At 59.8% G+C, this 24,814-nt stretch carries 25 protein-coding genes; 9 read left to right on the forward strand and 16 right to left on the reverse strand.

Translation table 11 applies throughout. The features are described 5' to 3' along the window. Position 1: 1 nt before the first annotated feature. Positions 2 to 1,093: an anhydro-N-acetylmuramic acid kinase gene (locus PSH69_RS26940; protein ID WP_305410296.1), complete on the forward strand. Its 1,092-nt coding sequence runs from the start codon at positions 2 to 4 to the stop codon at positions 1,091 to 1,093. 73 nt (positions 1,094 to 1,166) lie between these two features. On the opposite strand, the gene erpA is transcribed toward PSH69_RS26940, so the two are convergent. Further along, positions 1,167 to 1,517: an iron-sulfur cluster insertion protein ErpA gene (gene erpA / locus PSH69_RS26945; protein WP_007906865.1), complete on the reverse strand. Its 351-nt coding sequence runs from the start codon at positions 1,515 to 1,517 to the stop codon at positions 1,167 to 1,169. A gap of 168 nt (positions 1,518 to 1,685) precedes the next feature. Then, positions 1,686 to 2,720 (reverse strand): N-acetyl-gamma-glutamyl-phosphate reductase, encoded by a 1,035-nt coding sequence (gene argC, locus PSH69_RS26950; RefSeq protein ID WP_018928880.1) that lies wholly within the window; start codon positions 2,718 to 2,720, stop codon positions 1,686 to 1,688. A 295-nt stretch (positions 2,721 to 3,015) separates the two neighbouring features. Here argC and hemJ point away from each other — a divergent pair, with 295 nt between their 5' ends. From hemJ to coq7, 6 genes are all read left to right on the forward strand, one after another. Continuing rightward, positions 3,016 to 3,447, forward strand: coding sequence for a protoporphyrinogen oxidase HemJ (gene hemJ, locus PSH69_RS26955; RefSeq protein ID WP_019650354.1), 432 nt, complete (start codon positions 3,016 to 3,018; stop codon positions 3,445 to 3,447). Between the two features lie 33 nt (positions 3,448 to 3,480). After that, positions 3,481 to 4,449: a nitronate monooxygenase family protein gene (locus PSH69_RS26960; protein WP_305410297.1), complete on the forward strand. Its 969-nt coding sequence runs from the start codon at positions 3,481 to 3,483 to the stop codon at positions 4,447 to 4,449. Between the two features lie 91 nt (positions 4,450 to 4,540). After that, entirely contained in the window at positions 4,541 to 5,500 is a 960-nt protein-coding gene (locus PSH69_RS26965; RefSeq protein WP_018928877.1) for a DUF805 domain-containing protein, read from the forward strand. A 62-nt stretch (positions 5,501 to 5,562) separates the two neighbouring features. Further along, complete coding sequence (locus PSH69_RS26970; protein ID WP_018928876.1) at positions 5,563 to 6,351, forward strand: SDR family oxidoreductase; 789 nt, start codon at positions 5,563 to 5,565, stop codon at positions 6,349 to 6,351. Between the two features lie 80 nt (positions 6,352 to 6,431). Continuing rightward, positions 6,432 to 6,770: a histidine triad nucleotide-binding protein gene (locus tag PSH69_RS26975; RefSeq protein WP_007906873.1), complete on the forward strand. Its 339-nt coding sequence runs from the start codon at positions 6,432 to 6,434 to the stop codon at positions 6,768 to 6,770. 224 nt (positions 6,771 to 6,994) lie between these two features. Continuing rightward, the gene (gene coq7 / locus PSH69_RS26980; protein WP_019580750.1) at positions 6,995 to 7,642 is read left to right on the forward strand and encodes a 2-polyprenyl-3-methyl-6-methoxy-1,4-benzoquinone monooxygenase; all 648 of its coding nucleotides are present in this window, start codon (positions 6,995 to 6,997) and stop codon (positions 7,640 to 7,642) included. Positions 7,643 to 7,735: 93 nt separating this feature from the next. Here coq7 and speD read toward each other — a convergent pair whose 3' ends face one another. Then, positions 7,736 to 8,530 (reverse strand): adenosylmethionine decarboxylase, encoded by a 795-nt coding sequence (speD, locus tag PSH69_RS26985; protein ID WP_018928874.1) that lies wholly within the window; start codon positions 8,528 to 8,530, stop codon positions 7,736 to 7,738. Positions 8,531 to 8,768: 238 nt separating this feature from the next. Further along, positions 8,769 to 9,191: an OsmC family protein gene (locus PSH69_RS26990; RefSeq protein WP_007941657.1), complete on the reverse strand. Its 423-nt coding sequence runs from the start codon at positions 9,189 to 9,191 to the stop codon at positions 8,769 to 8,771. A gap of 247 nt (positions 9,192 to 9,438) precedes the next feature. On the opposite strand from PSH69_RS26990, the gene crp reads away from it, so the two are divergent. Further along, on the forward strand, positions 9,439 to 10,083 hold the full coding sequence (gene crp / locus PSH69_RS26995; RefSeq protein WP_018928873.1) for a cAMP-activated global transcriptional regulator CRP: 645 nt from the start codon (positions 9,439 to 9,441) through the stop codon (positions 10,081 to 10,083). Positions 10,084 to 10,109: 26 nt separating this feature from the next. On the opposite strand, the gene PSH69_RS27000 is transcribed toward crp, so the two are convergent. From PSH69_RS27000 to PSH69_RS27015, 4 genes are all read right to left on the reverse strand, one after another. After that, positions 10,110 to 10,811 carry a lipoate--protein ligase family protein gene (locus PSH69_RS27000; RefSeq protein ID WP_305410298.1) on the reverse strand — a complete coding sequence of 234 codons (702 nt, stop codon included), beginning with the start codon at positions 10,809 to 10,811 and terminating at the stop codon, positions 10,110 to 10,112. Between the two features lie 98 nt (positions 10,812 to 10,909). After that, positions 10,910 to 11,746 carry an indole-3-glycerol phosphate synthase TrpC gene (gene trpC / locus PSH69_RS27005; RefSeq protein ID WP_019650350.1) on the reverse strand — a complete coding sequence of 279 codons (837 nt, stop codon included), beginning with the start codon at positions 11,744 to 11,746 and terminating at the stop codon, positions 10,910 to 10,912. Further along, complete coding sequence (gene trpD / locus PSH69_RS27010) at positions 11,743 to 12,792, reverse strand: anthranilate phosphoribosyltransferase (protein ID WP_305410299.1); 1,050 nt, start codon at positions 12,790 to 12,792, stop codon at positions 11,743 to 11,745. The genes trpC and trpD overlap by 4 nt, the downstream gene beginning before the upstream one ends. 9 nt (positions 12,793 to 12,801) lie before the next feature. Beyond that, a complete protein-coding gene (locus PSH69_RS27015) occupies positions 12,802 to 13,395 on the reverse strand; it encodes an aminodeoxychorismate/anthranilate synthase component II (protein WP_305410300.1) in 594 nt (197 codons plus the stop codon). Between the two features lie 411 nt (positions 13,396 to 13,806). On the opposite strand from PSH69_RS27015, the gene estP reads away from it, so the two are divergent. Further along, a complete protein-coding gene (gene estP / locus PSH69_RS27020; RefSeq protein ID WP_305410301.1) occupies positions 13,807 to 15,717 on the forward strand; it encodes an esterase EstP in 1,911 nt (636 codons plus the stop codon). Positions 15,718 to 15,796: 79 nt separating this feature from the next. Here the strand turns inward: estP and trpE are convergent, their stop codons facing one another. The 8 genes from trpE to PSH69_RS27060 form a co-directional block, all read right to left on the reverse strand. Beyond that, positions 15,797 to 17,278, reverse strand: coding sequence for an anthranilate synthase component I (trpE, locus tag PSH69_RS27025; protein WP_305410302.1), 1,482 nt, complete (start codon positions 17,276 to 17,278; stop codon positions 15,797 to 15,799). Positions 17,279 to 17,348: 70 nt separating this feature from the next. Continuing rightward, the gene (locus PSH69_RS27030) at positions 17,349 to 18,167 is read right to left on the reverse strand and encodes a phosphoglycolate phosphatase (protein WP_305410303.1); all 819 of its coding nucleotides are present in this window, start codon (positions 18,165 to 18,167) and stop codon (positions 17,349 to 17,351) included. Continuing rightward, on the reverse strand, positions 18,164 to 18,838 hold the full coding sequence (gene rpe / locus PSH69_RS27035) for a ribulose-phosphate 3-epimerase (RefSeq protein WP_007941649.1): 675 nt from the start codon (positions 18,836 to 18,838) through the stop codon (positions 18,164 to 18,166). Before rpe ends, PSH69_RS27030 begins: the two co-directional genes overlap by 4 nt. Positions 18,839 to 18,929: 91 nt before the next feature. Beyond that, complete coding sequence (locus PSH69_RS27040) at positions 18,930 to 20,078, reverse strand: iron-containing alcohol dehydrogenase (protein ID WP_019580746.1); 1,149 nt, start codon at positions 20,076 to 20,078, stop codon at positions 18,930 to 18,932. Between the two features lie 139 nt (positions 20,079 to 20,217). Continuing rightward, a complete protein-coding gene (locus tag PSH69_RS27045) occupies positions 20,218 to 21,042 on the reverse strand; it encodes an ABC transporter permease (protein ID WP_018928864.1) in 825 nt (274 codons plus the stop codon). 12 nt (positions 21,043 to 21,054) lie between these two features. Next, positions 21,055 to 22,302 (reverse strand): ABC transporter permease, encoded by a 1,248-nt coding sequence (locus PSH69_RS27050; RefSeq protein WP_018928863.1) that lies wholly within the window; start codon positions 22,300 to 22,302, stop codon positions 21,055 to 21,057. A 213-nt stretch (positions 22,303 to 22,515) separates the two neighbouring features. After that, on the reverse strand, positions 22,516 to 23,559 hold the full coding sequence (locus tag PSH69_RS27055; protein WP_305410304.1) for an ABC transporter substrate-binding protein: 1,044 nt from the start codon (positions 23,557 to 23,559) through the stop codon (positions 22,516 to 22,518). Between the two features lie 49 nt (positions 23,560 to 23,608). Then, positions 23,609 to 24,733 (reverse strand): ABC transporter ATP-binding protein, encoded by a 1,125-nt coding sequence (locus PSH69_RS27060; RefSeq protein WP_018928861.1) that lies wholly within the window; start codon positions 24,731 to 24,733, stop codon positions 23,609 to 23,611. Positions 24,734 to 24,814: the final 81 nt, after the last annotated feature.

Raw genomic sequence — 24,814 nt, forward strand, 5'->3', positions numbered from 1 at the left:
CATGGCGCTCTATATAGGTGTGATGTCCGGGACCAGCCTTGATGGCCTGGACATTGCGCTGATCGAGCAAGCCCCGGCGATCAAGCTGATCGCCACGCATTACATCCCCATGCCCGAATCCCTGCGCGCCGAGCTGCTTGGCTTGTGCGCCAGCGGTCCGGACGAGATTGCCCGCTCCGCCATTGCCCAGCAAAACTGGGTGAAACTGGCCGCACAGGGCATTCACACCCTCCTCGACCAACAAAACCTCAAGCCCGACGACATTCGCGCGATTGGCAGCCACGGCCAGACCATTCGCCACGAACCGGCACGCGGGTTCACGGTGCAGATCGGCAACCCTGCGCTGCTCACCGAGCTGACCGGCATCACCGTGGTCAGCGATTTCCGCAGCCGCGACGTAGCCGCTGGCGGACAAGGCGCCCCATTGGTTCCAGCCTTTCACGAAGCCTTGTTTGAACAGCAGCCCGGTAACCGCGCGGTGCTGAACGTCGGCGGGTTCAGCAACCTCAGCCTGATCGAGCCCGGCAAGCCTGTCGCGGGTTTTGACTGCGGCCCGGGGAACGTCCTGCTGGATGCCTGGATTCACCGGCAACGCGGCGACAACTTCGATCGCGATGGCCAATGGGCCGCCAGCGGCAAGGTTGAACCGGCTCTGTTGAATGAGCTGCTCAGTGATCCGTTCTTTGTAACTCAAGGCCCGAAGAGCACCGGCCGCGAAGTGTTCAATCTGCCATGGCTGATGCAGCATCTGTCAAAGCTGCCTACCTTCGCTGCCGAAAACGTGCAGGCCACCCTGCTTGAGCTGACCGCCCAGACCATCGTCGAATCATTGCAAAGCGCTCAATCGGATACCCGGGAGCTGCTGGTCTGCGGCGGTGGCGCACACAACGCCACGTTGATGAAACGGTTGGCCAGCCTGTTGCCGAACGCGAAAGTCAGCAGCACTGCCGCTTATGGTGTCGACCCGGACTGGGTTGAAGCCATGGCCTTTGCCTGGCTGGCTCATTGCTGCCTGGAAGGTATCGCGACCAACCGCCCAAGCGTCACCGGCGCCCGTGGCCTGCGCATCCTCGGCGCCATCTACCCCGCCTGAACCTTAACCCCAGACAGCGAAACGCCGCAGAGTCCTGAGACCCTGCGGCGCTTGTTGATGCGGTGAGTTGCGATCAGATCGAGAACGAAGAGCCGCAGCCACACGTGGTGGTGGCGTTCGGGTTTTTGATCACGAAACGCGAACCTTCCAGACCTTCCTGGTAATCCACCTCGGCACCTGCCAGGTACTGGAAGCTCATCGGATCGACCACCAGGCTGACGCCTTCGCGCTCGACAATGGTGTCGTCATCGGCCACTTCTTCATCGAAGGTGAAGCCGTACTGAAACCCTGAACAACCGCCGCCCGTAACGAATACGCGCAGCTTCAAGCGATCATTCCCCTCTTCATCGACCAGGCTCTTCACCTTGTGCGCAGCACCGTGGGTGAATTGCAAAGCCGTGGGGGTGAAGGATTCGACGCTCATGCTGACTATCTCCCGGCGTTACGCCGCCATAATGCGTGATGACGCGCATTATCCGCTTCTCCCAGAAAATCGGTCAACTATTGTTACGGTATATCAATCAATCCAATTGTCAGACCAGAATGCAAAAAGGCCCGTTCAACGGGCCTTTTTGCATTGCGGGATAAAGCCTTACGGCAGCATGCCCGCATGGGAAAGACCCAGGCGCTCATCCAGACCGAAGAGGATATTCAGGTTCTGCACAGCCTGACCCGACGCGCCTTTGACCAGATTGTCGATGACCGACAACACCACCACCAGATCACCATCCTGCGGACGATGCACGGCGATACGGCAAACGTTGGCACCACGCACGCTGCGGGTTTCCGGATGGCTGCCGGCTGGCATTACGTCGACGAACGGTTCGTTGGCATAACGCTTTTCGAACAGAGCCTGCAGATCCACCGAGCGGTCCACGACGGTCGCGTAGAGCGTCGAGTGAATACCGCGAATCATCGGCGTCAGGTGCGGAACGAAGGTCAGGCCGACCTCCTTGCCCGCTGCACGACGCAGACCCTGGCGGATTTCCGGCAAGTGACGGTGACCTTTTACAGCGTAGGCCTTCATGCTTTCCGACGTCTCGGAGTACAGCGAACCTACCGAAGCGCCACGACCGGCACCACTGACACCGGATTTGCAGTCAGCGATCAAACGCGTGGTATCGGCCAGACCGGCTTCAAGCAATGGCAGGAAACCCAATTGCGTGGCGGTCGGGTAGCAACCCGGTACAGCAATCAGGCGTGCCTGCTTGATCTGCTCGCGATTGACTTCCGGCAAGCCGTAGACCGCTTCCTCCAACAGTTCCGGCGCACCGTGCGGCTGGCCGTACCACTTGGCCCACTCATCGGCGTCCTGCAGACGGAAGTCTGCCGACAGGTCGATAACCTTGGTTCCGGCAGCCAGCAACTCACCCGCCAGGGCATGGGCGACACCGTGCGGCGTGGCGAAGAACACCACATCGCAAGCCCCGAGGGTCTTGATGTCCGGAACGCTGAACGCCAGGCCGTCGTAATGGCCTCGCAGGTTCGGGTACATGTCGGCCACGGCCAGGCCGGCCTCGGATCGGGAAGTGATCACCACCACTTCTGCCTGCGGATGCTGTGCCAACAGACGCAGCAGTTCGACACCGGTGTAACCCGTGCCGCCGACGATACCGACCTTGACCATAAACCTGCCCTCAACGAACCCACTGGAAAGCCGTCGATAATAGGGGCCGCGCGGCCCTGCGACAACCGTCAAGGTGACGTGCGGCGGCTCATGTGTCCCGTCTCGGGCATACGTTCAAGTTTTGGCGAGTGGATTTTGTTGCCAGACAAGGCGCCGCGACGAGTCATAGCCCGCTATGGCGAGGAGCGGCAACGCAGTATGGCGACAAAATCCACCGTCAAAATTGAACAGTTATGTCCGAGACGGGACACTTTCTCTACTATTCGGGCTACCGTGAACCTGGGAATAACCAAAAATGCTTTATCTGTGGCTCAAAGCGCTTCACATCATCAGCATGGTCTGCTGGTTTGCCGGCCTGTTTTACCTGCCGCGCCTGTTCGTCTATCACGCGCAAAGCGAAGACGCCGTCAGCAAGGAACGCTTCAGCATCATGGAGCGCAAGCTGTACCGGGGCATCATGGGGCCAGCGATGATCGCCACCCTGGTGTTCGGTATCTGGCTGATCAGCCTCAACCCGAGCGCCTATTTCGGCCAGGGCGCGTGGATGCACGCCAAGCTGACCCTGGTGGTGATCCTGATCGGCTACCACCACATGTGCGGCGCACAGGTAAAACGTTTTGCCCGTGGCGAAAACACCCGCAGCCATGTCTTTTATCGCTGGTTCAATGAAGTGCCGGTTCTGATATTGCTGGCTATCGTAATTCTGGTCGTCGTCCGGCCGTTTTAAATCCAACAGACACGCTCACCCGGGGTACTTCCAATGTCGCTGCCCGCTCTGCTCGAACAACGCTTGCGACTGCCGGTGGTGGCGGCGCCGATGTTCCTGATCTCCAACCCTGAGCTGGTGCTCGCCTGCTGCCGTAATGGCGTGGTGGGCAGTTTCCCTGCGCTGAATCAGCGTGAAAGCAGCGGTTTCAAGGCCTGGCTGGAAGAAATCGAAGCAGGGTTGGCGACACTGGAAAACCCCGCCCCTTACGCGGTGAACCTGATCGTCCACCACAGCAATCCGCGATTGCAGGCGGACCTGGCGATCTGCATCGAACACAAAGTACCGATCGTGATCACCAGCCTCGGCGCCGTGAAGGAAGTGGTCGATGCCGTGCACAGCTACGGTGGCCTGGTGTTTCACGACGTGACGACCCGTCGCCACGCAGAAAAAGCCGTCGAAGCCGGTGTCGACGGTTTGATTGCCGTTGCCGCGGGGGCCGGTGGTCACGCCGGGACCTGGAGCCCGTTTTCGCTGATCGCCGAGATTCGCCAGTTTTTCGACAAGACCCTGCTGCTGGCTGGCTGCCTGAACCATGGCCACGAGATTCTTGCCGCGCAATTGCTCGGTGCGGATCTGGCCTACTTCGGTACGCGATTTATCGGCACCACCGAAAGTCATGCGCCTGACGCCTACAAGGAGATGCTCCTGACTGCCAGAGCCGCGGACATCGTCCATACTCCAGCGGTGTCTGGGGTTCCGGCAAGCTTCATGCGTCAGAGCCTGGAGGCCGCCGGTTTCGACATGGCGGCGCTGCAAAGCAAGGGCGAGGTGGACTTCGGCTCCAAGCTCAAGCCGTTGAACGATGAAGCCAAAGCCTGGAAAACCGTGTGGTCTGCGGGCCAGGGTGTCGGGGAAATCGAGGATCTGCCGAGTGTCGACCAACTGGTCGAACGTCTCGGCACCGAATACCGCAAGGCGCTGGAACTGGCGGCAGCACTGCCCAAGCGCTGGCCACGCTGACAGGAAAGTTTGGCCAGCCCAACCCGGCCGGCCTTAAACTCCCCCTTGTTACACTTTCCATTACAACTCTCGCGACAAGGATGCCTCGGCCATGAGCGAAAACCGTTTCAAGATCGTCTTCGATGGTGCTTTGCTGCCCGGTGTTGATGCCACCACCGCCAAGCTCAATCTCGCCGAGCTGTTCAAAAGCGATGTCGCAGCCATCGAACGCCTGTTCAGTGGCCGGACGGTTGCGCTCAAACGCGAACTGTCACACGCCGACGCGCAAACTTATCTTCAGGCGCTGACGAAAACCGGCATCGATGCCCGAATCGAAGCCGAACCCTCGATCGAGCTGAACCTGTCCGACGTTCACGTCAGCCCACCGCCATCGGCAGAGCCCGATTCCCCCTACGCTCCGCCACGCGCCACGGTCGGCGAAGCGCTGCCGGAGTTCGCCACACTCAAGGCATTCAGTTTCAGTGGCCGCATCGGCCGACTGCGCTTTCTGGCCTGGACAATGGCTCTGACGCTGGTGACGTTGGGCATTGGCTCGGTGCTGGCCATTTTCGGCTTCGGCCTCATCAGCACCAACTCGACTGCCGGCCTGATTGTCGCGGGTCTGCTGGCCGTTATTCTGATCGTGATACTCGCGTTCATCAGCATTCAGTTCAGTGTGCAGCGCCTGCACGATATCGGCTGGTCTGGCTGGCTCTGGCTGTTGAACCTTGTGCCGTTCGTGGGGGGCGCTTTCCCGTTCGTGATAATGATCGTGCCGGGTAACAACACTGCCAATCGATATGGCGCACCGCCGCCGCCCAACAGCAACGCAGTCAGGGTACTGGCTTCATTGTGGCTGGTGTTTATTGCGATCATGTTCGTTGGCGGGCTGACCGGAGGTCTCACGGCAATTCAGGATGAGTACGAAAGCGCCACTGATAGCGCCTATCAAAGCAGCTCCGTGACCACCGATGAAGTCGAAGCTGCGCCCGTCGAAGTCGACTCGGCAGCAGATTCAACCGACGATGCAGCCGAAGCGGCCCAGCCCCCTGTAGACTCTGCAAAAGAATGAACAGCGCTCCCCGCCCGTGACACCTGCGTCGCTGGCGCGGAGCTGTTGCGATGGAGAACTGCATGACCCGTTACGCTCTGATCACTGGCGCTTCCAGCGGCATCGGCCTGGCAATGGCCGAAGCGCTGGCCCGGCGCGGCCGCAGCCTGCTATTGGTGGCCCGACAGCGTGATCAGCTGGAAAGTATTGCGATTGAACTGACTCAACGTTTTGGCGTGGAAGTTTTGTTTCGTGCCTGTGACCTGGGTGAACCGTTGCGCCTGTCCGGATTTCTGCTGGAGCTGGAGGAGGGTGAGCGGCAAATCGATCTGCTGGTCAACTGCGCCGGCATCGGTACCTGTGGCCCATTCCTGGCCCAGGACTGGATGACCGAGCAGGACCTGATCGAAGTGAACATCCTGGCCCTCACTCGCTTGTGTCATGCCATTGGTAACAGCATGGCCTTGCAGGGCGGCGGGCAGATTCTGAACGTAGCCTCGGTTGCGGCGTTCCATCCCGGCCCCTGGATGAGCACTTATTACGCCAGCAAGGCTTATGTGCTGAATTTTTCCGAAGGCTTGCGCGTCGAACTGAAAAAATGCGCGGTCAAGGTGTCAGTGCTCTGCCCCGGCCCGACCCGCACGGCGTTTTTCCGCACCGCGCAACTGAACACCGACAAGCTGGGCGAGAGCAAATTGCTGATGAGCCCAGAGGAAGTCGCGCTCTACACCGTGCGCGCCCTGGAGAAAAATCGCGCCATTATCATCCCCGGTCGCCTGAATCGCTGGTTCGCCTTCTTGCCACGGCTCGGCTCGCGCTGGCTGACCCGGACAATCGCGGGCATGGTCAATAAGGCGTACTGCCCGCGCTGACCAGCCTTCAAGGTAAAAAACTGGGCTCAGGCAGGGCCCATGCGTACACTCAAGCCAGCCAAACAACGGAGAAAACAGCTGTGGATACTCTGTTCACCAAGATCATCAACCGGGAAATCCCGGCGAAGATCATTTACGAGGACGACCAGGTACTGGCCTTCCACGACATCGCCCCACAGGCCCCCGTGCATTTCCTGGTGGTCCCGAAGAAACCGGTGCGCACCCTTAACGATCTCACCGAGGACGATAAGGCTCTGGCCGGGCATATTCTGTTCACCGCGCAGCGTCTGGCTCTGGAACTGGGCTGTGAAGAAGGTTTCCGGGTGGTCATGAACTGCAATGAATTGGGCGGGCAGACCGTTTATCACATTCATATGCACGTGCTGGGTCAGCGCCAGATGCACTGGCCTCCGGGCTGATTGCAAGCAGTACCGGTTTATGTGGCGAGGGCGCTTGCTCCCGCTGGGTTGCAGAGCAGCCCCAAATCCACGCATCGAGTTTTTCCAGACAGAACCGATGGGCTGAATTTACGACCGCTTCGCGGTCGAGCGGGAACAAGCTCCCTCGCCACAGATGACCCAGCGCAAACCCTCCCCGGCCGATTGGGTTAAACTGGCCGCCGAGATTCTTCCCGGAGGTCAGCATGACTACCCAACGTCACTACTCGCCAATTGACCGTCTTCTGCTGCAAGCCGATGCCGCGATGCGTACTTTGCTGCCCTTCAGTGGTCAGCCCTACCGTCCGTCGCCTGCCATCGTGCAGCCGGATGCGCAAATGAGCGACGAGGACACCCGGCACGTCGCCGGTTTGATGCGCATCAACCATACCGGCGAAGTCTGTGCCCAGGCGCTGTATCAAGGTCAAGCCCTGACCGCCAAGTTGCCGCAAGTGCGCGCTGCCATGGAACATGCCGCCGAAGAAGAAATCGATCATCTGGTCTGGTGCGAACAGCGCATCCACCAGTTGGGCAGCCACACCAGCATTCTCAATCCGCTGTTCTACGGAATGTCGTTCGGGATTGGCGCGGTGGCCGGGTTGATCAGCGACAAAGTCAGTCTGGGTTTCGTTGCCGCCACCGAGCATCAGGTTTGCAAACACCTGAACGAACACCTTGAACAACTGCCCGCCGAGGACGAAAAATCCCGGGCGATCCTTGAGCAGATGCGCATTGATGAAGAACATCACGCCGAAAGTGCGCTGGATGCTGGAGGGTTCCGCTTTCCTGCACCGGTGAAGTTCGGGATGAGTCTGCTGGCCAAGGTGATGACCAAGAGTACCTATCGGATCTGATAATTGAGTTGTTTGGTCGGGCCTCTTCGCGGACAACAGCAATAAAAAAGGCGACTACCGCAAGGTAGTCGCCTTTTTTTGTACTCGGAACTCTCAGCTCGGCATGTTGCGCGCGTAGAAGATTTCGAGCATTTCGTGTTTCACACGCTCAGTCACCTGGGCACGCTGCTCAGAGGACAGGTTGCTGGTGGCGTCGCCGAACAGGTAGTTATCCAGTTCGAAGTTCTTCAGCAGCATTTTGGTGTGGAACAGGTTTTCCTGGTACACGTTCACGTCGGTCATCTGGTACGCGTCGCGGGTGTCTTCGGAGAGGTAGTTCTGGATCGAGTTGATCTCGTGGTCGATGAAGTGTTTCTTGCCTTCAACGTCACGGGTGAAGCCGCGCACGCGGTAATCCACAGTCACGATATCCGAATCGAACTGGTGAATCAGAAAGTTGAGCGCTTTGAGCGGTGAAATGACGCCACAGGTCGACACGTCGATGTCCACACGGAACGTCGCGATACCGTCCACCGGATGGATTTCCGGGTAGGTGTGCACCGTGATGTGGCTCTTGTCGAGGTGGGCCAGGATGATTTCGGGCAACGGGCCCGGAGACTCTTCAATCTGACTGTCGGTGGGGGTTACCGGCTCTTCAGAGATCAGAATCGTGACGCTGGCGCCCTGGGGTTCATAGTCCTGACTGGCAATGTTCAGGATATTGGCACCAATGATATCGACAACTTCTGTGAGGATCTGCGTCAGGCGCTTGGCGTTGTACTCTTTATTGATGTACTCGACGTAAGCCTGCTGGTCTTGCGGGGTTTCCGCGTAGCAGATGTCATAGATGTTGAAGCTCAAGGTCTTTGTCAGGTTATTGAACCCGTGGAGCTTGAGTTTGCTTTTCACCGTTAAAAACTCTCTATGTATTGCGGGCTGGCCGCGTGATCAAGCATGCCCGTCAGATGCGAACGACGCACCTGCGTAGGACGGTTAACACCTCTTCGCGATGGCGATTTTGGTTGTCTGTTCAGGCAAGCGACCTGTCGGGTGACCGATCACTGCCCTGAAAAAAGTGGCGCATTATGCAGACGTCAGCTATGGATCACCAGAGTCTGCACCGCTTTTATGATAGTTGAATGTCGATTCAACCGAGCTCGATAATCTCGTAGTCATGGGTAATCGCCACGCCAGCCGCGCCGAGCATGATCGAGGCCGAGCAGTACTTCTCGGCCGACAGCTCGATGGCGCGCTTGACCTGGGCTTCTTTCAGCCCGCGGCCCTTGACCACGAAGTGCATGTGGATCTTGGTGAACACCTTCGGATCTTCGGTCGCACGCTCGGCTTCGAGGAAGGCTTCGCAGCTTTCGACGGCCTGACGCGACTTCTTGAGGATGCTGACCACATCGAAATTGCTGCAACCGCCAACACCCAGCAGGAGCATTTCCATCGGCCGGACACCCAGGTTACGACCGCCGGCATCGGGCGGACCGTCCATGACCACGACATGACCGCTGCCGGATTCACCGAGGAACATGGCTTCGCCTGCCCATTGGATGCGTGCCTTCATCGCCAAGACTCCACTGTATAAAAAAGGGTCGCCAGCTTAGCACAGGGCCCTTGATTGGCAGCGCTTCGCCTTCCTAGGACATAACCGTATGCGTCGTAGGTAAATTCTCGAATCTTGAAGGAATGTGTCTGTTAAGCTGACGCCAATTCACTGGCGCTTAGCCAGCTTTGTAGCGAACAAAAAACCCAGGCTTCACCAGCCCCCTACAAAAAACAAACATACCGTGCAGTCTTTTCGGGATACAACCATGGTTGCTATTACCCCCATATCCAAAATCAAGAACCTCGACAAACTGTTGATGCACTGCCAGCGCCGTCGCTATGCCGCCAAGAGCAACATCATTTGTGCCGGCGACCGCTCGGACACGTTGTTCTTCATCATCAAGGGTTCGGTGACCATCCTGATCGAGGATGACGACGGCCGTGAAATGATCATTGCCTATCTCAACTCCGGCGACTTCTTCGGCGAACTGGGTCTGTTCGAGCAAGCCGGGCTGGAACAGGAGCGCAGCGCCTGGGTTCGCGCCAAAGTCGAATGCGAAGTCGCGGAAATCAGCTACGCGAAATTCCGCGAGTTGTCTCAACAGGATCCAGACATTCTTTACGTGCTCAGTGGACAAATCGCACAACGCCTGCGCAATACCACGCGCAAGGTCGGCGACCTGGCGTTCTTCGACGTGACCGGCCGCGTGGCGCGCTGCCTGCTGGAGCTGTGCAAGCAGCCAGACGCCATGACCCACCCGGATGGCATGCAGATCAAGGTGACCCGCCAGGAGATCGGCCGGATTGTCGGTTGTTCCCGTGAGATGGTCGGCCGCGTGCTCAAGGATCTGGAAGAACGCAACCTGGTCGACGTCAAAGGCAAGACCATGGTGGTCTTCGGTACGCGCTAGGCTCTGAAAACCGAAGCCTGGAACACTTAAGCCCCGAGCACTTCTGCCAGCATTTTGCGATACAACGCATCGAGCCGTTCCAGTGCATCAGGAGCGGCAAATTTTTCATGCAGGGCAATGTGGCTTTCTGCGCGAACCCGCTGTTCCAGACCGCAGGCTTCGTTGAAACGATTGACCGCCGCGACCATAGACTCTCGCTCGTTATCGATCAGCATCGCCCCGTGCACCAGCCCGACCGGACGCTGACCGCCCTTGCTCTGCCGCCAGCGCTGAGCGGTACCGACCATCTTGCGCCCATCGAGGTTGACGTTGAAACGGCCGTCGCAGAACGCGCCCTCAATTTCGCCCAGGGACGACACACCGCCCAACTCGTCAAGCAGCTGGCAAATCGGGTCGCAGAGCCGGCGATAGCCGGTTTCGATCCGATTCTGGTCACCCTCGCTACGCGGTGGCGCGTAGACCAGCGCGATGTTGAGGGTCGATGCCGATTGCGGCACCGGCTCGCCACCAGTTTCGCGCAGCAGTACCGGCCAACCGGCAGCGGCTGATATCTCGCACGCCGCCTCGAAACCCGGTAAGCGATTCAAGCGCCGCGGCATGACCAATGCCCGGTCCGTGGGTTGCCAGAACAGCAGGCCGAACTCCGAATCACCGGTGCACACATGGGCCAACAGGTCCTGTTCGGCGAGCAGGCCGGCTTCGATGGTCAGAGAGGTTGGCTGGGACATGGATGACTCCGTAAGACCTGAAGTCTTTGGGGTGCTTGATGGCCTCTTCGCGGGCAAGCCCGCTCCCACAAGGGATCGGGTTGCCTGCGAAAATGTGTTCAGTCGAGCGTAGAGCCGCTCACTGGAACACCACGCTCGGGAAAGAACAGGCGTTGCAGTTCAGTACCCGGGCTTTCGGCGCGCATGAACGCTTCGCCGACCAGGAACGCATACACGTCGCTGATTTCCATCAGTTCGACATCGGCGCGGTTAAGAATGCCACTCTCGGTGACCACCAGACGATTGCGCGGAATACGCGGCAACAGGTCGAGGGTGGTTTCCAGGCTGACCTCGAAGGTGTGCAGGTTGCGGTTGTTCACGCCCACCAGCGGCGTGTCGAGGGTTTTCAAGGCCCGCTCCAGCTCGTCGCCATCGTGGACTTCCACCAGCACATCGAGGCCGACACTTTTGGCCACGGCCGCCAGCTCGGCCATTTTCACGTCATCCAGTGCGGAGACGATCAACAGCACGCAATCAGCGCCCAGGGCGCGGGACTCGATGATCTGGTACGGATCGATCATGAAGTCTTTACGGATCACCGGCAGCTTGCACGCCCCCCGGGCTTGTTGCAGATACGCATCCGCACCCTGGAAATAGTCGATGTCGGTGAGCACCGACAGGCAAGTAGCCCCGCCCTTCTCGTAACTCCTGGCAATGTCCGCAGGCACGAAGTTCTCGCGAATCACGCCCTTGCTTGGCGAAGCTTTCTTGATTTCAGCAATCACCGCCGGCTGTTTCTTCTTGGCCTGATCGATCAATGCCTTGGCGAAACCACGGGGTGCATCGGCCGCCTTGGCCAGGTTTTCCAGCTCTGCCAGGCTCACACGAGCGCTACGCTCGGCGACTTCCTGGACTTTGCGGGCCAGAATTTTTTCCAGAACCGTCGGTACACTCATCCCTCATTCTCCACTTTGAATACCGCGGTAAATGCACCCAACTCCTCAAGTTTTTCCCGAGCGAGGCCTGTGTGCAGCGCATCGTGCGCCAGGGCAACGCCTTCTTTCAAACTGCTGGCATGGTCGGCTGCGTACAGCGCGGCACCGGCATTGAGCACGATCATCTCGGCGGCTTTCTGACCGTTCTCGGTCTTGCGCTTGCCCAAGGCATCGCGAATCAGTTCCAGGGAAGCCGCCGGGCTTTCCACCGACAGGCCGTGCAGGCTCTGACTCTTCATGCCGAGGTCTTCGGGCTCGACCCAATACTCGGTGATCTGGTCATTCTTCAACTCCGCGACAAAGGTCGGGGCCGCCAGGCTGAATTCGTCCAGGCCATCCTTCGAGTGCACCACCAACACGTGTTTGCTGCCCAGGCGCTGCAAGACTTCGGCCAATGGCCGGCACAACGCCTGACTGAACACACCCACCACCTGATGTTTCACACCGGCCGGATTCGTAAGCGGGCCGAGCATGTTGAACAAGGTGCGCAAGCCCAGCTCGCGGCGCGGGCCGGCGGCGTGCTTCATGGCGCTGTGATGGGTCTGGGCAAACATGAAACCGATGCCGACGTTGTCGATGCAGCGTGCCACCTGAACCGGGTTCAGGTTGAGGTAGATACCGGCTGCTTCCAGCAAATCGGCGCTGCCGCTTTTACCCGATACCGCACGGTTACCGTGCTTGGCCACGGTGCAACCGGCCGCCGCGACCACAAACGAAGAAGCGGTCGAAACGTTGAAAATGTTCGCGCCGTCACCGCCGGTGCCGACCACATCGACCACGCCGTCGAGGGTGTTGAGTTCGACTTTGTCCGCCAACTCGCGCATCGCCGTCACGGCGCCGACGATCTCGTCGATGCTTTCGCTCTTCATGCGCATGGCCATCATGAACGCGCCGATCTGCGCATCCGTGCATTGCCCGGTCATGATTTCACGCATGACATCACGCATTTCATCGGTACTGAGGTCGAGGTGGCCGACGATACGGCTCAGGGCTGTCTTGATATCCATGGAAAGTCCTTAGCGCGTGCCGCCAGTTTGTTTGAGGAAGTTGGCGAACAGCTCGTGTCCCTGTTCGGTGAGGATAGACTCGGGGTGGAATTGCACACCCTCGATGTTCAGCGTCTTGTGACGCAGGCCCATGATCTCATCCACCGAGCCATCTTCGAGCTGGGTCCAGGCAGTCAGCTCCAGGCAATCGGGCAGGGTTTCGCGCTTGACGATCAGCGAATGGTAGCGGGTGACCGTCAACGGACGATTCAACCCTTTGAATACGCCCTTGTCCTCGTGAAATACCGGGCTAGTCTTACCATGCATGACTTGGCGGGCACGGACCACATCGCCACCAAACGCCTGGCCGATGGATTGGTGACCCAGGCAAACGCCAAGAATCGGCAGCTTGCCGGCGAAGTATTTGATCGCTTCGATGGAAATACCAGCTTCGGTCGGGGTGCAAGGACCGGGAGACACGACGATGCGCTCAGGCTTGAGGGCTTCGATTTCGGCGATGGTGAGTTCATCGTTGCGCACGACTTTGACCTCGGAGCCCAGCTCGCCGAGGTATTGCACAACGTTGTAAGTAAAAGAGTCGTAGTTATCGATCATCAGCAACATGGCGTTAAGAACCTCTTGAATTCACTGACTTTTAATACGGCCTTCGAATGATTTACCCGCAGTGCGCTGCGCTTTGACAGGTGCTGGAGTGGCGCCAGCAAAGCGGCATTTCATACAGGTAAAGAAGGCAAAGCGGTACAGGTCCGGCCAGGCCGGCAGAAAAGATTCAGGCGCGCCAACGCCAACGGGCGTGTGCCTTGATGACTTGATCCAGAAGTTTGCTGACGATCAACACGGGGAAGGTCTCATTCATACGTCTGGGCACAGTAACTTAGCTGGACAGAGCGTGCAATATGGCCGGAGCGAGAGCTCGCGAAACAATTGAAGGGTTAGCGACAGATGGCAAAAGGCCGAAAGTTTTTGGTACTGTCGTCTCGTTCTCACTACAACAATAAATAAACGGACTTGCTCATGATCAAACAGACGTTGTTTGTACCGCTCGCCGGATGCTTGCTCGCCATGGCCTGCGCCCAGGCGAACGCCGCGCCTAATCCCTACACCAATTTCATCGTCTTCGGCGACAGCCTCAATGACGCCGGCACATTTGCCGATACCGGCGGACCCGCCGGGGCGACGCAGCGCTTTACCAACCGCACGGGCCCGGTTTATCTGGATGGCAGCGGCGAAGTCCGTTCGCTCAACGCCACGCAGGTCCTTGGGGGGAAACTGGGGTTCTCGCCGGATCAGACCGCGTCATCGTCCTCGGCGGTACGCGCCAGCGAAGGCCTGCCCGATGGCAACAACTGGGCTGTCGGCGGTTATCGTACCGACCAGATCCTCGATTCGATCACCAGCACCTCCGCCACGGGCGAACGCACCCGCGCAGGCTACCTGCCGTCGAATAACTTCCGCGCCGACCCGAATGCACTGTATTACCTCTCGGGTGGTGGCAATGACTTCCTTCAGGGGCGTGTGACCAGCCTTCCCGAGGCCAGCGCCGCCGCCGATCGCCTGGCCAGTAGCGCGCAGACCCTGCAACAGGCCGGTGCCCGCTACATCATGGTGTGGCTGCTGCCGGACATCGGCTTTACCCCGGCTTTCAACGGCACACCATTGCAGGCCTTCACGTCCCAGCTCAGCTCTCAGTTCAACAGCGAACTGGTCAGCCAACTGCAGAGCATTAACGCCAACATCATCCCGCTGAACATTCCGGTATTGCTCAAAGAGACGTTCGCCAACCCTGGCCAGTTCGGCCTCGCCACCGACCAGAACCTGAGCGCCACCTGTTTCAGCGGCAACAGTTGCACCGAGAACACTCGATACGGCATCAACAGCGCCACCCCCGACCCGACCAAGCTGATCTATAACGACTCGGTGCACCCGACCGAAGCCGGGCAGCGCCTGATTGCCGATTACGCATACTCGCTGCTGTCCGCACCATGGGAAGCAACCCTGCTGCCACAAATGGCCCAGGGCACTTTGCGTTCTCATCAGGATGAGCTGCGCAACCAGTGGCTGGCCGATTGGGAAAACTGGCAAGGCGTGGGCCAATGGCGGGCGATTGTCGCCGGTGGTGGCCAGCATCAGGACTTCGACAGCCAGCGCAGCGGCGCCAGTGCTGACGGCAATGGCGCCAACCTGAACATCGGTGGCAGCTATCGGCTCAATGACGCATGGCGCGTTGGCTTGGCGGCGGGCTTCTATAACCAGAAACTCGAAGCCGGCGATAACGATTCGGATTACAAACTCAACACCTACATGGGCACCGCTTTCGCCCAATACCAGCAGAATCGCTTTTGGGGTGACGCGGCACTGACGGCCGGGCATCTGGACTACGACAGTCTCAAACGCAAATTCCAGTTGGGGGTCAATGAACGCGGGGAGAAAGGCGACACCGACGGTTACCTGGTCGCCATCAGCGGCCGCCTGGGTTATGACATCGCGCCAGAGGCGAGCAGCCCGTGGCACTTGTCGCCATTCGTGAGCGCTGATTTCGCCAAGGTAGAAGTAGACGGTTACTCGGAAAACAGCGCCGACTCCACCGCGCTGACATTTGACGACCAGTCACGCATTTCCCGGCGTCTTGGCCTCGGGATCCAGGGCAAGTACCAGATCACCTCGCAAACCCAAGTGTTTGGCGAACTGGCCCACGAGCGCGAGTACAATGACGACACCCAGAATGTGACCATGAACCTCAACAGCCTGCCGAACAACCACTACACCCTGGCCGGCTACACCCCGCAGACCAACCTGAACCGCTTGAACCTGGGCGTGAGCCACAACCTCACCAAGGACCTGGCATTGCGGGCCAGTTATGACATTCGCAAGGATGATGACTTCACCCAGCAAGGCATTAATGTTGGGGTTGCCTTGGACTTCTGATCCAGCAAAAGTCAGGCAAAAAAAACGCGGCGCCTCACAGGCGCCGCGTTTTTTATTCTGATGAGATACCTGTGGAAGCTCAGGCGTCCGGAGTCTGTTCGGCCAGGGCCACGGCGCGGAACATCGCACGACGCTTGTTCAGGGTTTCTTCCCATTCCAGCGCTGGCACCGAGTCGGCGACGATGCCGCCACCGGCCTGTACGTGCAGTTCGCCGTTCTTGATCACCGCGGTGCGGATCGCAATTGCGGTGTCCATGTTGCCGTTCCAGGCGAAGTAACCGACTGCGCCGCCGTAGACGCCCCGCTTGACCGGTTCCAGCTCGTCGATGATTTCCATCGCGCGAATCTTCGGTGCGCCAGACAAGGTGCCGGCCGGCAGGATCGCCCGCAGTGCGTCCATCGCTGTCAGCCCGGCCTTCAATTGGCCGGTGACGTTGGACACGATGTGCATCACGTTGGAATAACGCTCGATGACCATCTTCTCGGTGAGTTTCACCGAACCGATTTCCGAAACCCGCCCGGTATCGTTGCGCCCCAGATCGATCAGCATCAAGTGCTCGGCGATTTCCTTGTCATCGGACAGCAGGTCTTTTTCCAGGGCCAGGTCCGCCTCTTCGTTGGCCCCGCGTGGGCGAGTGCCGGCAATCGGGCGCACGGTGATCAGGTTGTCTTCGACCCGCACCAGCACTTCCGGCGAACTGCCGACGACGTGGAAGTCGCCGAAGTTGAAGAAATACATGTAAGGCGTCGGGTTGAAGCAGCGCAGCGCCCGGTACAGGTCGATAGGCGCAGCCTTGAAGTCGATCGACATGCGCTGGGACGGCACGACCTGCATGCAGTCACCGGCCAGGATGTATTCCTTGATGGTGTCGACGGCTTTTTCGTAATCGCCCTGGGTGAAACTCGAACGGAACACCGGATCGGCCGATTGCTGCTTGCTGAAGTCCAGGCCACGGCGCGGAGTGATCGGCTGACGGAGTTGTTCCAGCAGCGCTTGCAGACGCGCCTGACCTTGCTCGAAGGCATCTTCCTGCGAAGGATCGGCCAGGACAATCGCGTGCATCTTGCCGGCGAGGTTGTCGAACACCACCACCGCATCGGACACCATCAGCAGAATGTCCGGCACGCCCAGCGGATCCGGGTTCGGACATTTGCCCAGACGCTTCTCCACATAACGGACGCAGTCGTAACCGAAGTAACCCACCAGACCGCCGTTGAAACGCGGCAGACCGGCAATGGTCGGCACGTTATAGCGCGCCTTGAAGGCTTCGACGAAGGCCAGCGGGTCTTCAACGTCGTGGCTTTCGATCTCGACACCGTCGTGGGTCACACTGACGTGGTGATCGTGAACCCGCAATACGGTGCGGCACGGCAGGCCGATGATCGAATAACGGCCCCACTTCTCGCCGCCCTGCACCGACTCCAGCAGATAGGAGTTCGGCTCGTCGGCCAGTTTCAGGTAGATCGACAGCGGCGTGTCGAAGTCGGCCAGGGTTTCGCAGGCAAGCGGGATGCGGTTGTAGCCGGCAGCGGCCAAACGCAGGAATTCTTCGCGGATCATGAGGTGCCTCGTGGCTTGAGGGTCTAACGGTCAGGTATGCAAACGCGCCGGTACGCCGGCCAGGAACAAGTCAGGCGCGCCAACGCCAGCGGGCCAGGGCCTTGATGACTTTCATCCAGAGTTTGCGAGTGACCACCACGATGGCGTTTCCAGCAGGGGGTTGAACAGCGTCGGGCAACGTTATCTCAGCGGCCGGATCCAGGCAACCGGGAATTAGTTTGCGCAGATCATCGATCACCAGCGCCGGCGACTCTTCGGCAATCGGCCGACCGTGGTTATAACCGTAACTGAGGGCCACGCATTTGACCCCCGCCGCTTTCGCCGCCAGCACATCGCTGCGCGAGTCGCCGACGAACAACGATTGCGACGCCGGAATGTTGGCCATTTTCATCACGAAAAACAGCGCGGCCGGGTCGGGTTTCTGTTGTGGCAGAGTGTCGCCGCCGATAATCCATTTGAAGTAACGGCCGATTTTCATCTGATCCAGCAGCGGCGCGACGAAGCGCTCCGGCTTGTTGGTGATCAGCGCCATCGCCACGCCCTGCTTGTTCAGCCATTTCAGGGTGTCGCGCACACCGGGATAGACCACGGTCTGCTCATGCCCCTCACCGTAGGCCTCCATGAAAATCTGCAGTGCACCTTCGGCTTCGCCATCATCGACCGACGAATGATCGATGCCGCCAGCCAGTGCACGGCGCACCAGCACCGGCGCGCCGTTGCCGACCCACTCACGCACCGGTCCGATGCCGACCGGGTTACGCCCGAGTTTGAGCAGCATGTTATCCACAGCCGCCGCGAGGTCAGGGACCGAATCGACCAGCGTGCCATCCAGATCGAACATCACCAGCCGCGGCAGACGCCCCGGGAACAGCTGCTCAAAACCGCTCATGGGCGAGCCAGCGCCAGTTCGGAGCGCATTTTTTCAATCACTTCCTGGTAGTTCGGCGCATTGAAGATCGCCGAGCCGGCCACGAAAGTGTCGGCGCCGGCAGCGGCGATTTCGCGAATGTTGTTCACGTTCACCCCGCCGTCGATTTCCAGGCGAATGTCACGCCCGGAAGCATCGATCAGCGCCCGCGCCTCACGCAGCTTGTCGAGGGTGGCCGGGATGAACTTCTGCCCGCCGAAGCCCGGGTTGACGCTCATCAGCAGGATCATGTCGACCTTGTCCATCACGTACTTGAGCACGTCCAGCGGGGTCGCCGGATTGAACACCAGACCCGCCTTGCAGCCGCCTTCGCGGATCAGTTGCAGGGAACGGTCGACGTGCAGCGTGGCTTCCGGGTGGAAGGTGATGTAGGTCGCACCGGCCTCGATGAAGTCACCGACGATGCGGTCCACCGGGCTGACCATCAGGTGCGCGTCGATCGGCGCGGTCACGCCGTACTTGCGCAGCGCGGAGCAGACCATCGGGCCGATGGTCAGGTTCGGCACGTAGTGGTTGTCCATGACATCGAAGTGCACGAAGTCGGCGCCGGCGGCCAGGACGTTGTCCACTTCCTCGCCCAGGCGGGCGAAGTCGGCGGAGAGAATCGACGGAGCAATAACGAAGGGCTGCATGACGCACCTTTTTTGAGCAGAATCACGATGGCGCGCATTGTATACCTCATGCTTTGACGCGCGCACCGTGCTGCGATGATTGGGGCAAGTCCTAGTAGGCCGCTCGGTAGATCTTCTCGATATCGGTGGCGCTCAACTTGCGCGGATTGTTGCGCATCAGGCGTTCGGTGCCGGCGGCTTCCACGGCCATGGCCGGGATCGCCTCCTCGGGGACCCCGAAACTGCGCAGACCTCGCGGGATCTCCACGGCGGCGCACAGCTCGGTCATCGCCTCCACGGCTTTGTCCGCCGCCTCACTGGCGCTCAGATGAGCGGTCTTCACCCCCATGGCCTCGGCAATATCCTGCATGCGTTCCACGCAGGCCATCTTGTTCCAGGTCATGACATACGGCAGCAGCAAGGCATTGCTGACACCATGGGCAATATTGAAACGCCCACCCAGCGGATACGCCAACGCATGCACCGCACCGACCCCGGCATTGCCGAACGCCATGCCGGCCATCAGGCTGGCGGTGGCCATGTCTTCTCGGGCTTGCAGGTGGGCGGGATTGGCGTAAGCCTTGGGCAGCGCCTTGGTAATCAGCTTGATCGCGCCAATGGCCAAGGCATCGGTGATGGGCGAGGCGTTGAGCGACAGGTAGGACTCGATGGCGTGCACCAGCGCATCGACGCCACTGGCGGCGGTGACACTGCGCGGGCAGGTCAGGGTCATTTGCGGGCTGACCAGCGCCACGTCCGGCAACAGGTAATCGCTGATAATGCCCATCTTCAGCTGCGCGACCTTGTCGGAGAGGATGGCCACGTTGGTCACTTCCGAACCGGTGCCGGCGGTGGTCGGGATGGCGATCAGCGGCGGGCCTTTGCGCGGCACCTGATCGATGCCGAACAAATCCTCCAGCGCGCCGTGATAACCGGCATAGGCGGCAACACTCTTGGCGATGTCGATGGCACTGCCGCCGCCGAGGCCGATCAGCCCGTCATGCCCACCCTCACGGTAAACCCGCATGCAATCTTCGACGATGGCGATTTCCGGGTCCGGCAACACCCGGTCGAAAATCTCATAACTGCGCTCGCCCAGCTGCGCCAGCGCCAGCTCCACCGTGCCGGACTTGACCAGCGCGGCATCGGTGACGATCAGCGGGTTATCGATGTCCAGACGTGTGAGCTCGGCCGCCAGTTGCTCGATGGCACCCGCGCCGGTGATCAGTTTGTGAGCGATTTTGAAAGAGGAAAGACTCATGTGCGCAGCCTCTTATAGATAGGGGAGCTGGGCACAATAGTAGCTGGGGATTGGGGTTTGTCTGCTATTAAGTTGGTGAATGATCGAGGTGCTTCTGTCGATCGTTCCCACACTCGCGCGGGAACGATCACAGTTGGCGTCAGGCTTGGGCGGTGCGCAGTTTTTCGCTGCGCCCACGCAGCCATTCCAGGGTCAGCAACAGGATCACCGAGAATGCGATCAGCAGCGTCGCGGCAGCGGCAATCGTCGGGCTGAGGTTTTCGCGGATGCCGCTGAACATCTGCCGAGGCAAGGTCGCTTGTTCGGGGCCGGCGAGGAACAGCGTCACCACCACTTCATCGAACGAGGTAGCGAAGGCAAACAGCGCACCGGAAATCACCCCTGGCGCAATCAACGGCAAGGTCACCCGGCGGAACGTCGTCAGCGGCGAAGCCCCCAGGCTGGCCGCGGCCCGCACCAGGTTCTGGTTGAACCCCTGCAAGGTCGCCGATACCGTGATGATCACGAACGGCACGCCCAGCACGGCGTGCACCACGATCAACGAGGTATAGCTGTTGCCGAACCCCAGTGGCGCGAAGGTCAGGTAACTGGCCACACCAATGATCACCACCGGCACCACCATCGGCGAAATCACCAGCGCCATCACCAGCGCCTTGCCCGGGAAGTCGCCACGGGTCAGGCCGATCGCCGCCAGCGTACCGAAGATCATCGCCAGCACGGTCGCTGCCGGAGCCACGATCATGCTGTTCTTCAACGAACGCATCCATTCCGCCGAGGCAAAAAAGTCCTGATACCAGTGCAGCGAGAAGCCTTGCAGCGGGTAGACCAGAAAACTCCCTGAGTTGAACGACAGCGGAATGATCACCAGCACCGGCAAGATCAGGAACAACAAAATCAAGCCGCAGAGAATCCGCAAGCTGTAGAACCACACCCGTTCGATGGGCGACATATAAGGACTCAGCATTTCACTCTCCCCTTAGCTCAGGCGCAGGCGACTGGCGCCCACCAGCCAGCTGTAAATCAGATAAAGCACCACGGTCGCCAGCAGCAACAGTCCACCGAGCGCGGTCGCCATGCCCCAGTTGATGCTGGTGTTGGTGTAGAAGGCGACGAAGTAACTGACCATCTGATCGTTCGGGCTGCCCAGCAACGCCGGGGTGATGTAGTAGCCGATGGCGAGGATGAACACCAACAGGCAACCGGCGCCAACACCGGCATAGGTCTGCGGGAAGTACACCCGCCAGAAACTGGCGAACGGGTGGCAGCCCAGGGAAATCGCCGCACGCATGTAAGTCGGCGAGATACCTTTCATCACGCTGTAGATCGGCAGAATCATGAACGGCAGCAGGATGTGCACCATCGAGATGTAGACCCCGGTGCGGTTGAACACCAGCTCCAGCGGCTTATCGATGACGCCCATGGCCATCAGGCCGCTGTTGATCAAGCCGCCCGATTGCAGCAACACGATCCATGCGGCGACCCGCACCAGAATCGAGGTCCAGAACGGCAACAGCACCAGAATCATCAGCAGGTTGCTTTGCCGCGAGGGCAGGTTCGCCAGCAGGTAGGCCAGCGGATAGGCCAGCACCAGGCAGATCATGGTAATGATCAAGCCCATCCAGAAGGTCCGGGCAAAGATGTCGAGGTAGATCGCCTGATCGGGAGTGGCCCGGGCCAGTTCGCCGAGGTCGTCGATACGGTGATCGACGGCGGCCAGCAGGTAGTAAGGCGTCACGCCACTGGTGTTGCGGCGCACGACCTGCCAATAGGCCGGATCGCCCCAGCGCTCGTCGAGTCCTTCCAGCGCTTCTTTATAAGAAGCAGGCTCCGTGGCGAACGGCAAGGCGCGCGCGGTTTTGGTCAGCAGGCTGCGGTAGCCGGCCAACTCCATGTTCAAGCGCTTGGACAAATCACCCAAGGTCTGATTCTTGCGGGCTTCGGCGAGGTCTTCGCTGGCGGCCTTATACACAGGCTCTGCCGGCAGGCCTCGGCCATCCCAACTGGCGATGGCTGCCACGGTGCGTGGCATGACGCCGACCACTTCCGGGTTACCGACGCTTTTGTAGAGCAGCGCCACGATCGGCACCAGGAACACCAGCAACAGAAACAGCACCAACGGCGCGATCAAGGCTTGTGCTTTCCAGCGGTTGATTCGCTCGGCGTGCTTTAGCCGCTGCTTCAGGGTGGGGTCGGTGCCCGCGTTCACGGGAACGGCGATAGCCATGGCGTACTCCGGAAATCTTTGATCAATCGATAAGGGGGAGCGAAATTGTGGCGAGGGGGCTTGCCCCCGTTCGGCTGCGAAGCAGCCGTGAAACCATTGCATCCGGTGTACCTGATACATCGCGGTTGCAGGTTTTAGGGTCGCTTCGCGACCCAACGGGGGCAAGCCCCCTCACCACAACGGCTCGCCCTCACAAGAGGGCTAGCCCTCTGGTTACTTCGCTGCCCAGGAATTGAAGCGCTGCTCCAGTTGCTCGCCGTTGTCAGCCCAGAAGCTGACGTCGATCTGCACCTGGTTGGCGATGTTTTCCGGGGTGGTTGGCATGTCTTTCAAGACATCCTTGGACAGCAATGGCACTGCCTGGGTGTTGGCCGGGCCGTAGGCGATGTTTTCCGAGTAGGTCTTCTGCTGTTGCGGCTGTACCGAGAAGGCGATGAACTTCTTCGCAGCTTCGGCACGGGTCTTGTCCAGACCTTTTGGAATGGCCCATGCGTCGAAGTCGTAGATGCCGCCGTTCCACACCACTTTCAGGTTGCTTTCTTTTTGTACCGCGGCGATCCGGCCGTTGTAGGCCGAGCTCATGACCACGTCACCGGAGGCGAGGTATTGCGGCGGCTGTGCGCCGGCTTCCCACCACTGGATGCTTGGCTTGAGTTCATCGAGTTTCTTGAACGCGCGGTCCTGGCCATCTTTGCCGGCCAGCACTTTGTAGACGTCTTTCGGCGCAACGCCGTCAGCCATCAGTGCGAATTCCAGGGTGTACTTGGCGCCTTTGCGCAGGCCGCGCTTGCCCGGGAATTTCTTGGTGTCCCAGAAATCAGCCCAACTGGTCGGAGCGGTTTTCAGCTTGTCGGCGTTGTAGGCCAGCACGGTCGACCACACGAAGAAGCCCACGCCGCACGGCTGGATAGCGCCTTTGACGTAGTCTTCAGACTTGCCGAACAGCTTCGGATCAAGCTGCTCGAACATGTCTTCGTCGCAACCACGGGACAGTTCCGGCGATTCAACTTCCACCAGGTCCCAGGACACGCTCTTGGTGTCGACCATGGCTTTGACCTTGGCCATTTCGCCGTTGTATTCGCCAGCGACGATTTTGCCGTGGCCCGCCGCTTCCCATGGTGCGTAGAAGGCTTTGACCTGCGCCGCCTTGTTCGCCCCGCCAAAGGACACCACGGTCAGGTCCGGGCCAGCCGCCATCGCGTGCGCCGCGCCCATCATGCCGACGACCAGGGCGGTGAATTTCAGGGATCTCAACATTTATTGTTCTCTCCACGTGCAGGGTTGGTGTTGGTGAAGCAGGGGGCGATCAATGCGCCTCTAGAAGTGGGTCGAGCGCGCGAACGTGTTCGACCTGCCAGCCAAGCGGTACCACGTCGCCGACAGCCAGCGCAGGATCGAGCTCAGCAATGGGTTGTTTCACGAAGAAGTCGGTCTTGCCGCAGACTTCCAGGCGAACCCGGACGTGGTCGCCCAGATAGATGAATTCCGCCACCCTTCCCGAGAAGCGGTTGACACAGGACTCGCTCGAGCCATTGAGGCTCACGCGCTCCGGACGAATCGACAGCGTGACGGGTTCGCCGGTCTTGCCGACGTTGACCGCCAGGGCTTCAACCTTTTCACCACGACCGAGCTCGACCACGCAGCGGTCACCGGTATGACTGTGCAGACGACCGTTGAGGCGGTTGTTCTCGCCAATGAAGTTGGCGACGAAGGTATTTTTCGGCTCTTCGTAGAGCGTGCGCGGTGGCGCGATTTGCTGGATCTCGCCCTGATGGAACACGGCGACACGGTCGGACATGGTCAATGCTTCGCCCTGGTCGTGGGTCACGTAGACCACGGTCACGCCGAGGCGCTGGTGCAGGTGTTTGATTTCCATCTGCATGTGTTCGCGCAGTTGTTTGTCCAGAGCGCCGAGCGGTTCGTCCATCAGCACCAGCTGCGGTTCGAACACCAGGGCGCGAGCCAGGGCCACACGCTGCTGCTGACCGCCGGACAGTTGCGCCGGATAGCGCTGGGCGAAGGTGTCGAGCTGAACCATGCTCAGCACACGCTTGACCCGGTCACTGACATCGCTCTTGTTCAAGCCGCGCACGGTCAGCGGGAACGCCAGGTTCTCGGACACGGTCATGTGCGGAAACAACGCGTAGTTCTGGAACACCATGCCGATGTCGCGCTTGTGCGGCGGCACGTTGTTGATGGAACGCCCGGCCAGTTGAATCTCCCCGGCGGTCGGCGTTTCGAAGCCGGCGAGCATCATCAGACTGGTGGTCTTGCCGGAACCGGACGGCCCGAGCAAGGTCAGGAATTCGCCTTTGCGAATTTCCAGGTTGAGGTCTTTGACAATCAGGTTCTCGCCGTCGTAGCTCTTTTGCACTCCACGAAAGCTGACCAGAATATCGCTGGCCCCTGCGCTTGAATCAACCTGGCTCATACCCACACCTTTGTTATTGATGACTGCTGTGGACTAAGCCTAGTGGACGCTGGGAGCCGCGCAAATCGGGGCGCAGGAGAG

The sequence above is a fragment of the Pseudomonas sp. FP1740 genome (genome assembly GCF_030687165.1).
Classification (GTDB): Bacteria; Pseudomonadota; Gammaproteobacteria; order Pseudomonadales; family Pseudomonadaceae; genus Aquipseudomonas.

Coding starts and splice junctions, on each gene's coding strand:
- PSH69_RS26990 (WP_007941657.1), bottom strand. CDS start 9,191: ATGAAGGCACGCATCCAATGGGCAGGCGAAGCCATGTTCCTCGGTGAA.
- PSH69_RS27015 (WP_305410300.1), bottom strand. CDS start 13,395: ATGTTGCTGATGATCGATAACTACGACTCTTTTACTTACAACGTTGTG.
- PSH69_RS26960 (WP_305410297.1), top strand. CDS start 3,481: ATGTCGCTGCCCGCTCTGCTCGAACAACGCTTGCGACTGCCGGTGGTG.
- coq7 (WP_019580750.1), top strand. CDS start 6,995: ATGACTACCCAACGTCACTACTCGCCAATTGACCGTCTTCTGCTGCAA.
- estP (WP_305410301.1), top strand. CDS start 13,807: ATGATCAAACAGACGTTGTTTGTACCGCTCGCCGGATGCTTGCTCGCC.
- trpE (WP_305410302.1), bottom strand. CDS start 17,278: ATGATCCGCGAAGAATTCCTGCGTTTGGCCGCTGCCGGCTACAACCGC.
- PSH69_RS27045 (WP_018928864.1), bottom strand. CDS start 21,042: ATGCTGAGTCCTTATATGTCGCCCATCGAACGGGTGTGGTTCTACAGC.
- PSH69_RS27040 (WP_019580746.1), bottom strand. CDS start 20,078: ATGAGTCTTTCCTCTTTCAAAATCGCTCACAAACTGATCACCGGCGCG.
- PSH69_RS26970 (WP_018928876.1), top strand. CDS start 5,563: ATGACCCGTTACGCTCTGATCACTGGCGCTTCCAGCGGCATCGGCCTG.
- rpe (WP_007941649.1), bottom strand. CDS start 18,838: ATGCAGCCCTTCGTTATTGCTCCGTCGATTCTCTCCGCCGACTTCGCC.
- PSH69_RS27000 (WP_305410298.1), bottom strand. CDS start 10,811: ATGTCCCAGCCAACCTCTCTGACCATCGAAGCCGGCCTGCTCGCCGAA.
- crp (WP_018928873.1), top strand. CDS start 9,439: ATGGTTGCTATTACCCCCATATCCAAAATCAAGAACCTCGACAAACTG.
- argC (WP_018928880.1), bottom strand. CDS start 2,720: ATGGTCAAGGTCGGTATCGTCGGCGGCACGGGTTACACCGGTGTCGAA.
- trpD (WP_305410299.1), bottom strand. CDS start 12,792: ATGGATATCAAGACAGCCCTGAGCCGTATCGTCGGCCACCTCGACCTC.
- PSH69_RS27060 (WP_018928861.1), bottom strand. CDS start 24,733: ATGAGCCAGGTTGATTCAAGCGCAGGGGCCAGCGATATTCTGGTCAGC.
- erpA (WP_007906865.1), bottom strand. CDS start 1,517: ATGAGCGTCGAATCCTTCACCCCCACGGCTTTGCAATTCACCCACGGT.
- PSH69_RS26940 (WP_305410296.1), top strand. CDS start 2: ATGGCGCTCTATATAGGTGTGATGTCCGGGACCAGCCTTGATGGCCTG.
- trpC (WP_019650350.1), bottom strand. CDS start 11,746: ATGAGTGTACCGACGGTTCTGGAAAAAATTCTGGCCCGCAAAGTCCAG.
- hemJ (WP_019650354.1), top strand. CDS start 3,016: ATGCTTTATCTGTGGCTCAAAGCGCTTCACATCATCAGCATGGTCTGC.
- PSH69_RS26965 (WP_018928877.1), top strand. CDS start 4,541: ATGAGCGAAAACCGTTTCAAGATCGTCTTCGATGGTGCTTTGCTGCCC.
- PSH69_RS27055 (WP_305410304.1), bottom strand. CDS start 23,559: ATGTTGAGATCCCTGAAATTCACCGCCCTGGTCGTCGGCATGATGGGC.
- PSH69_RS27030 (WP_305410303.1), bottom strand. CDS start 18,167: ATGAGCGGTTTTGAGCAGCTGTTCCCGGGGCGTCTGCCGCGGCTGGTG.
- PSH69_RS27050 (WP_018928863.1), bottom strand. CDS start 22,302: ATGGCTATCGCCGTTCCCGTGAACGCGGGCACCGACCCCACCCTGAAG.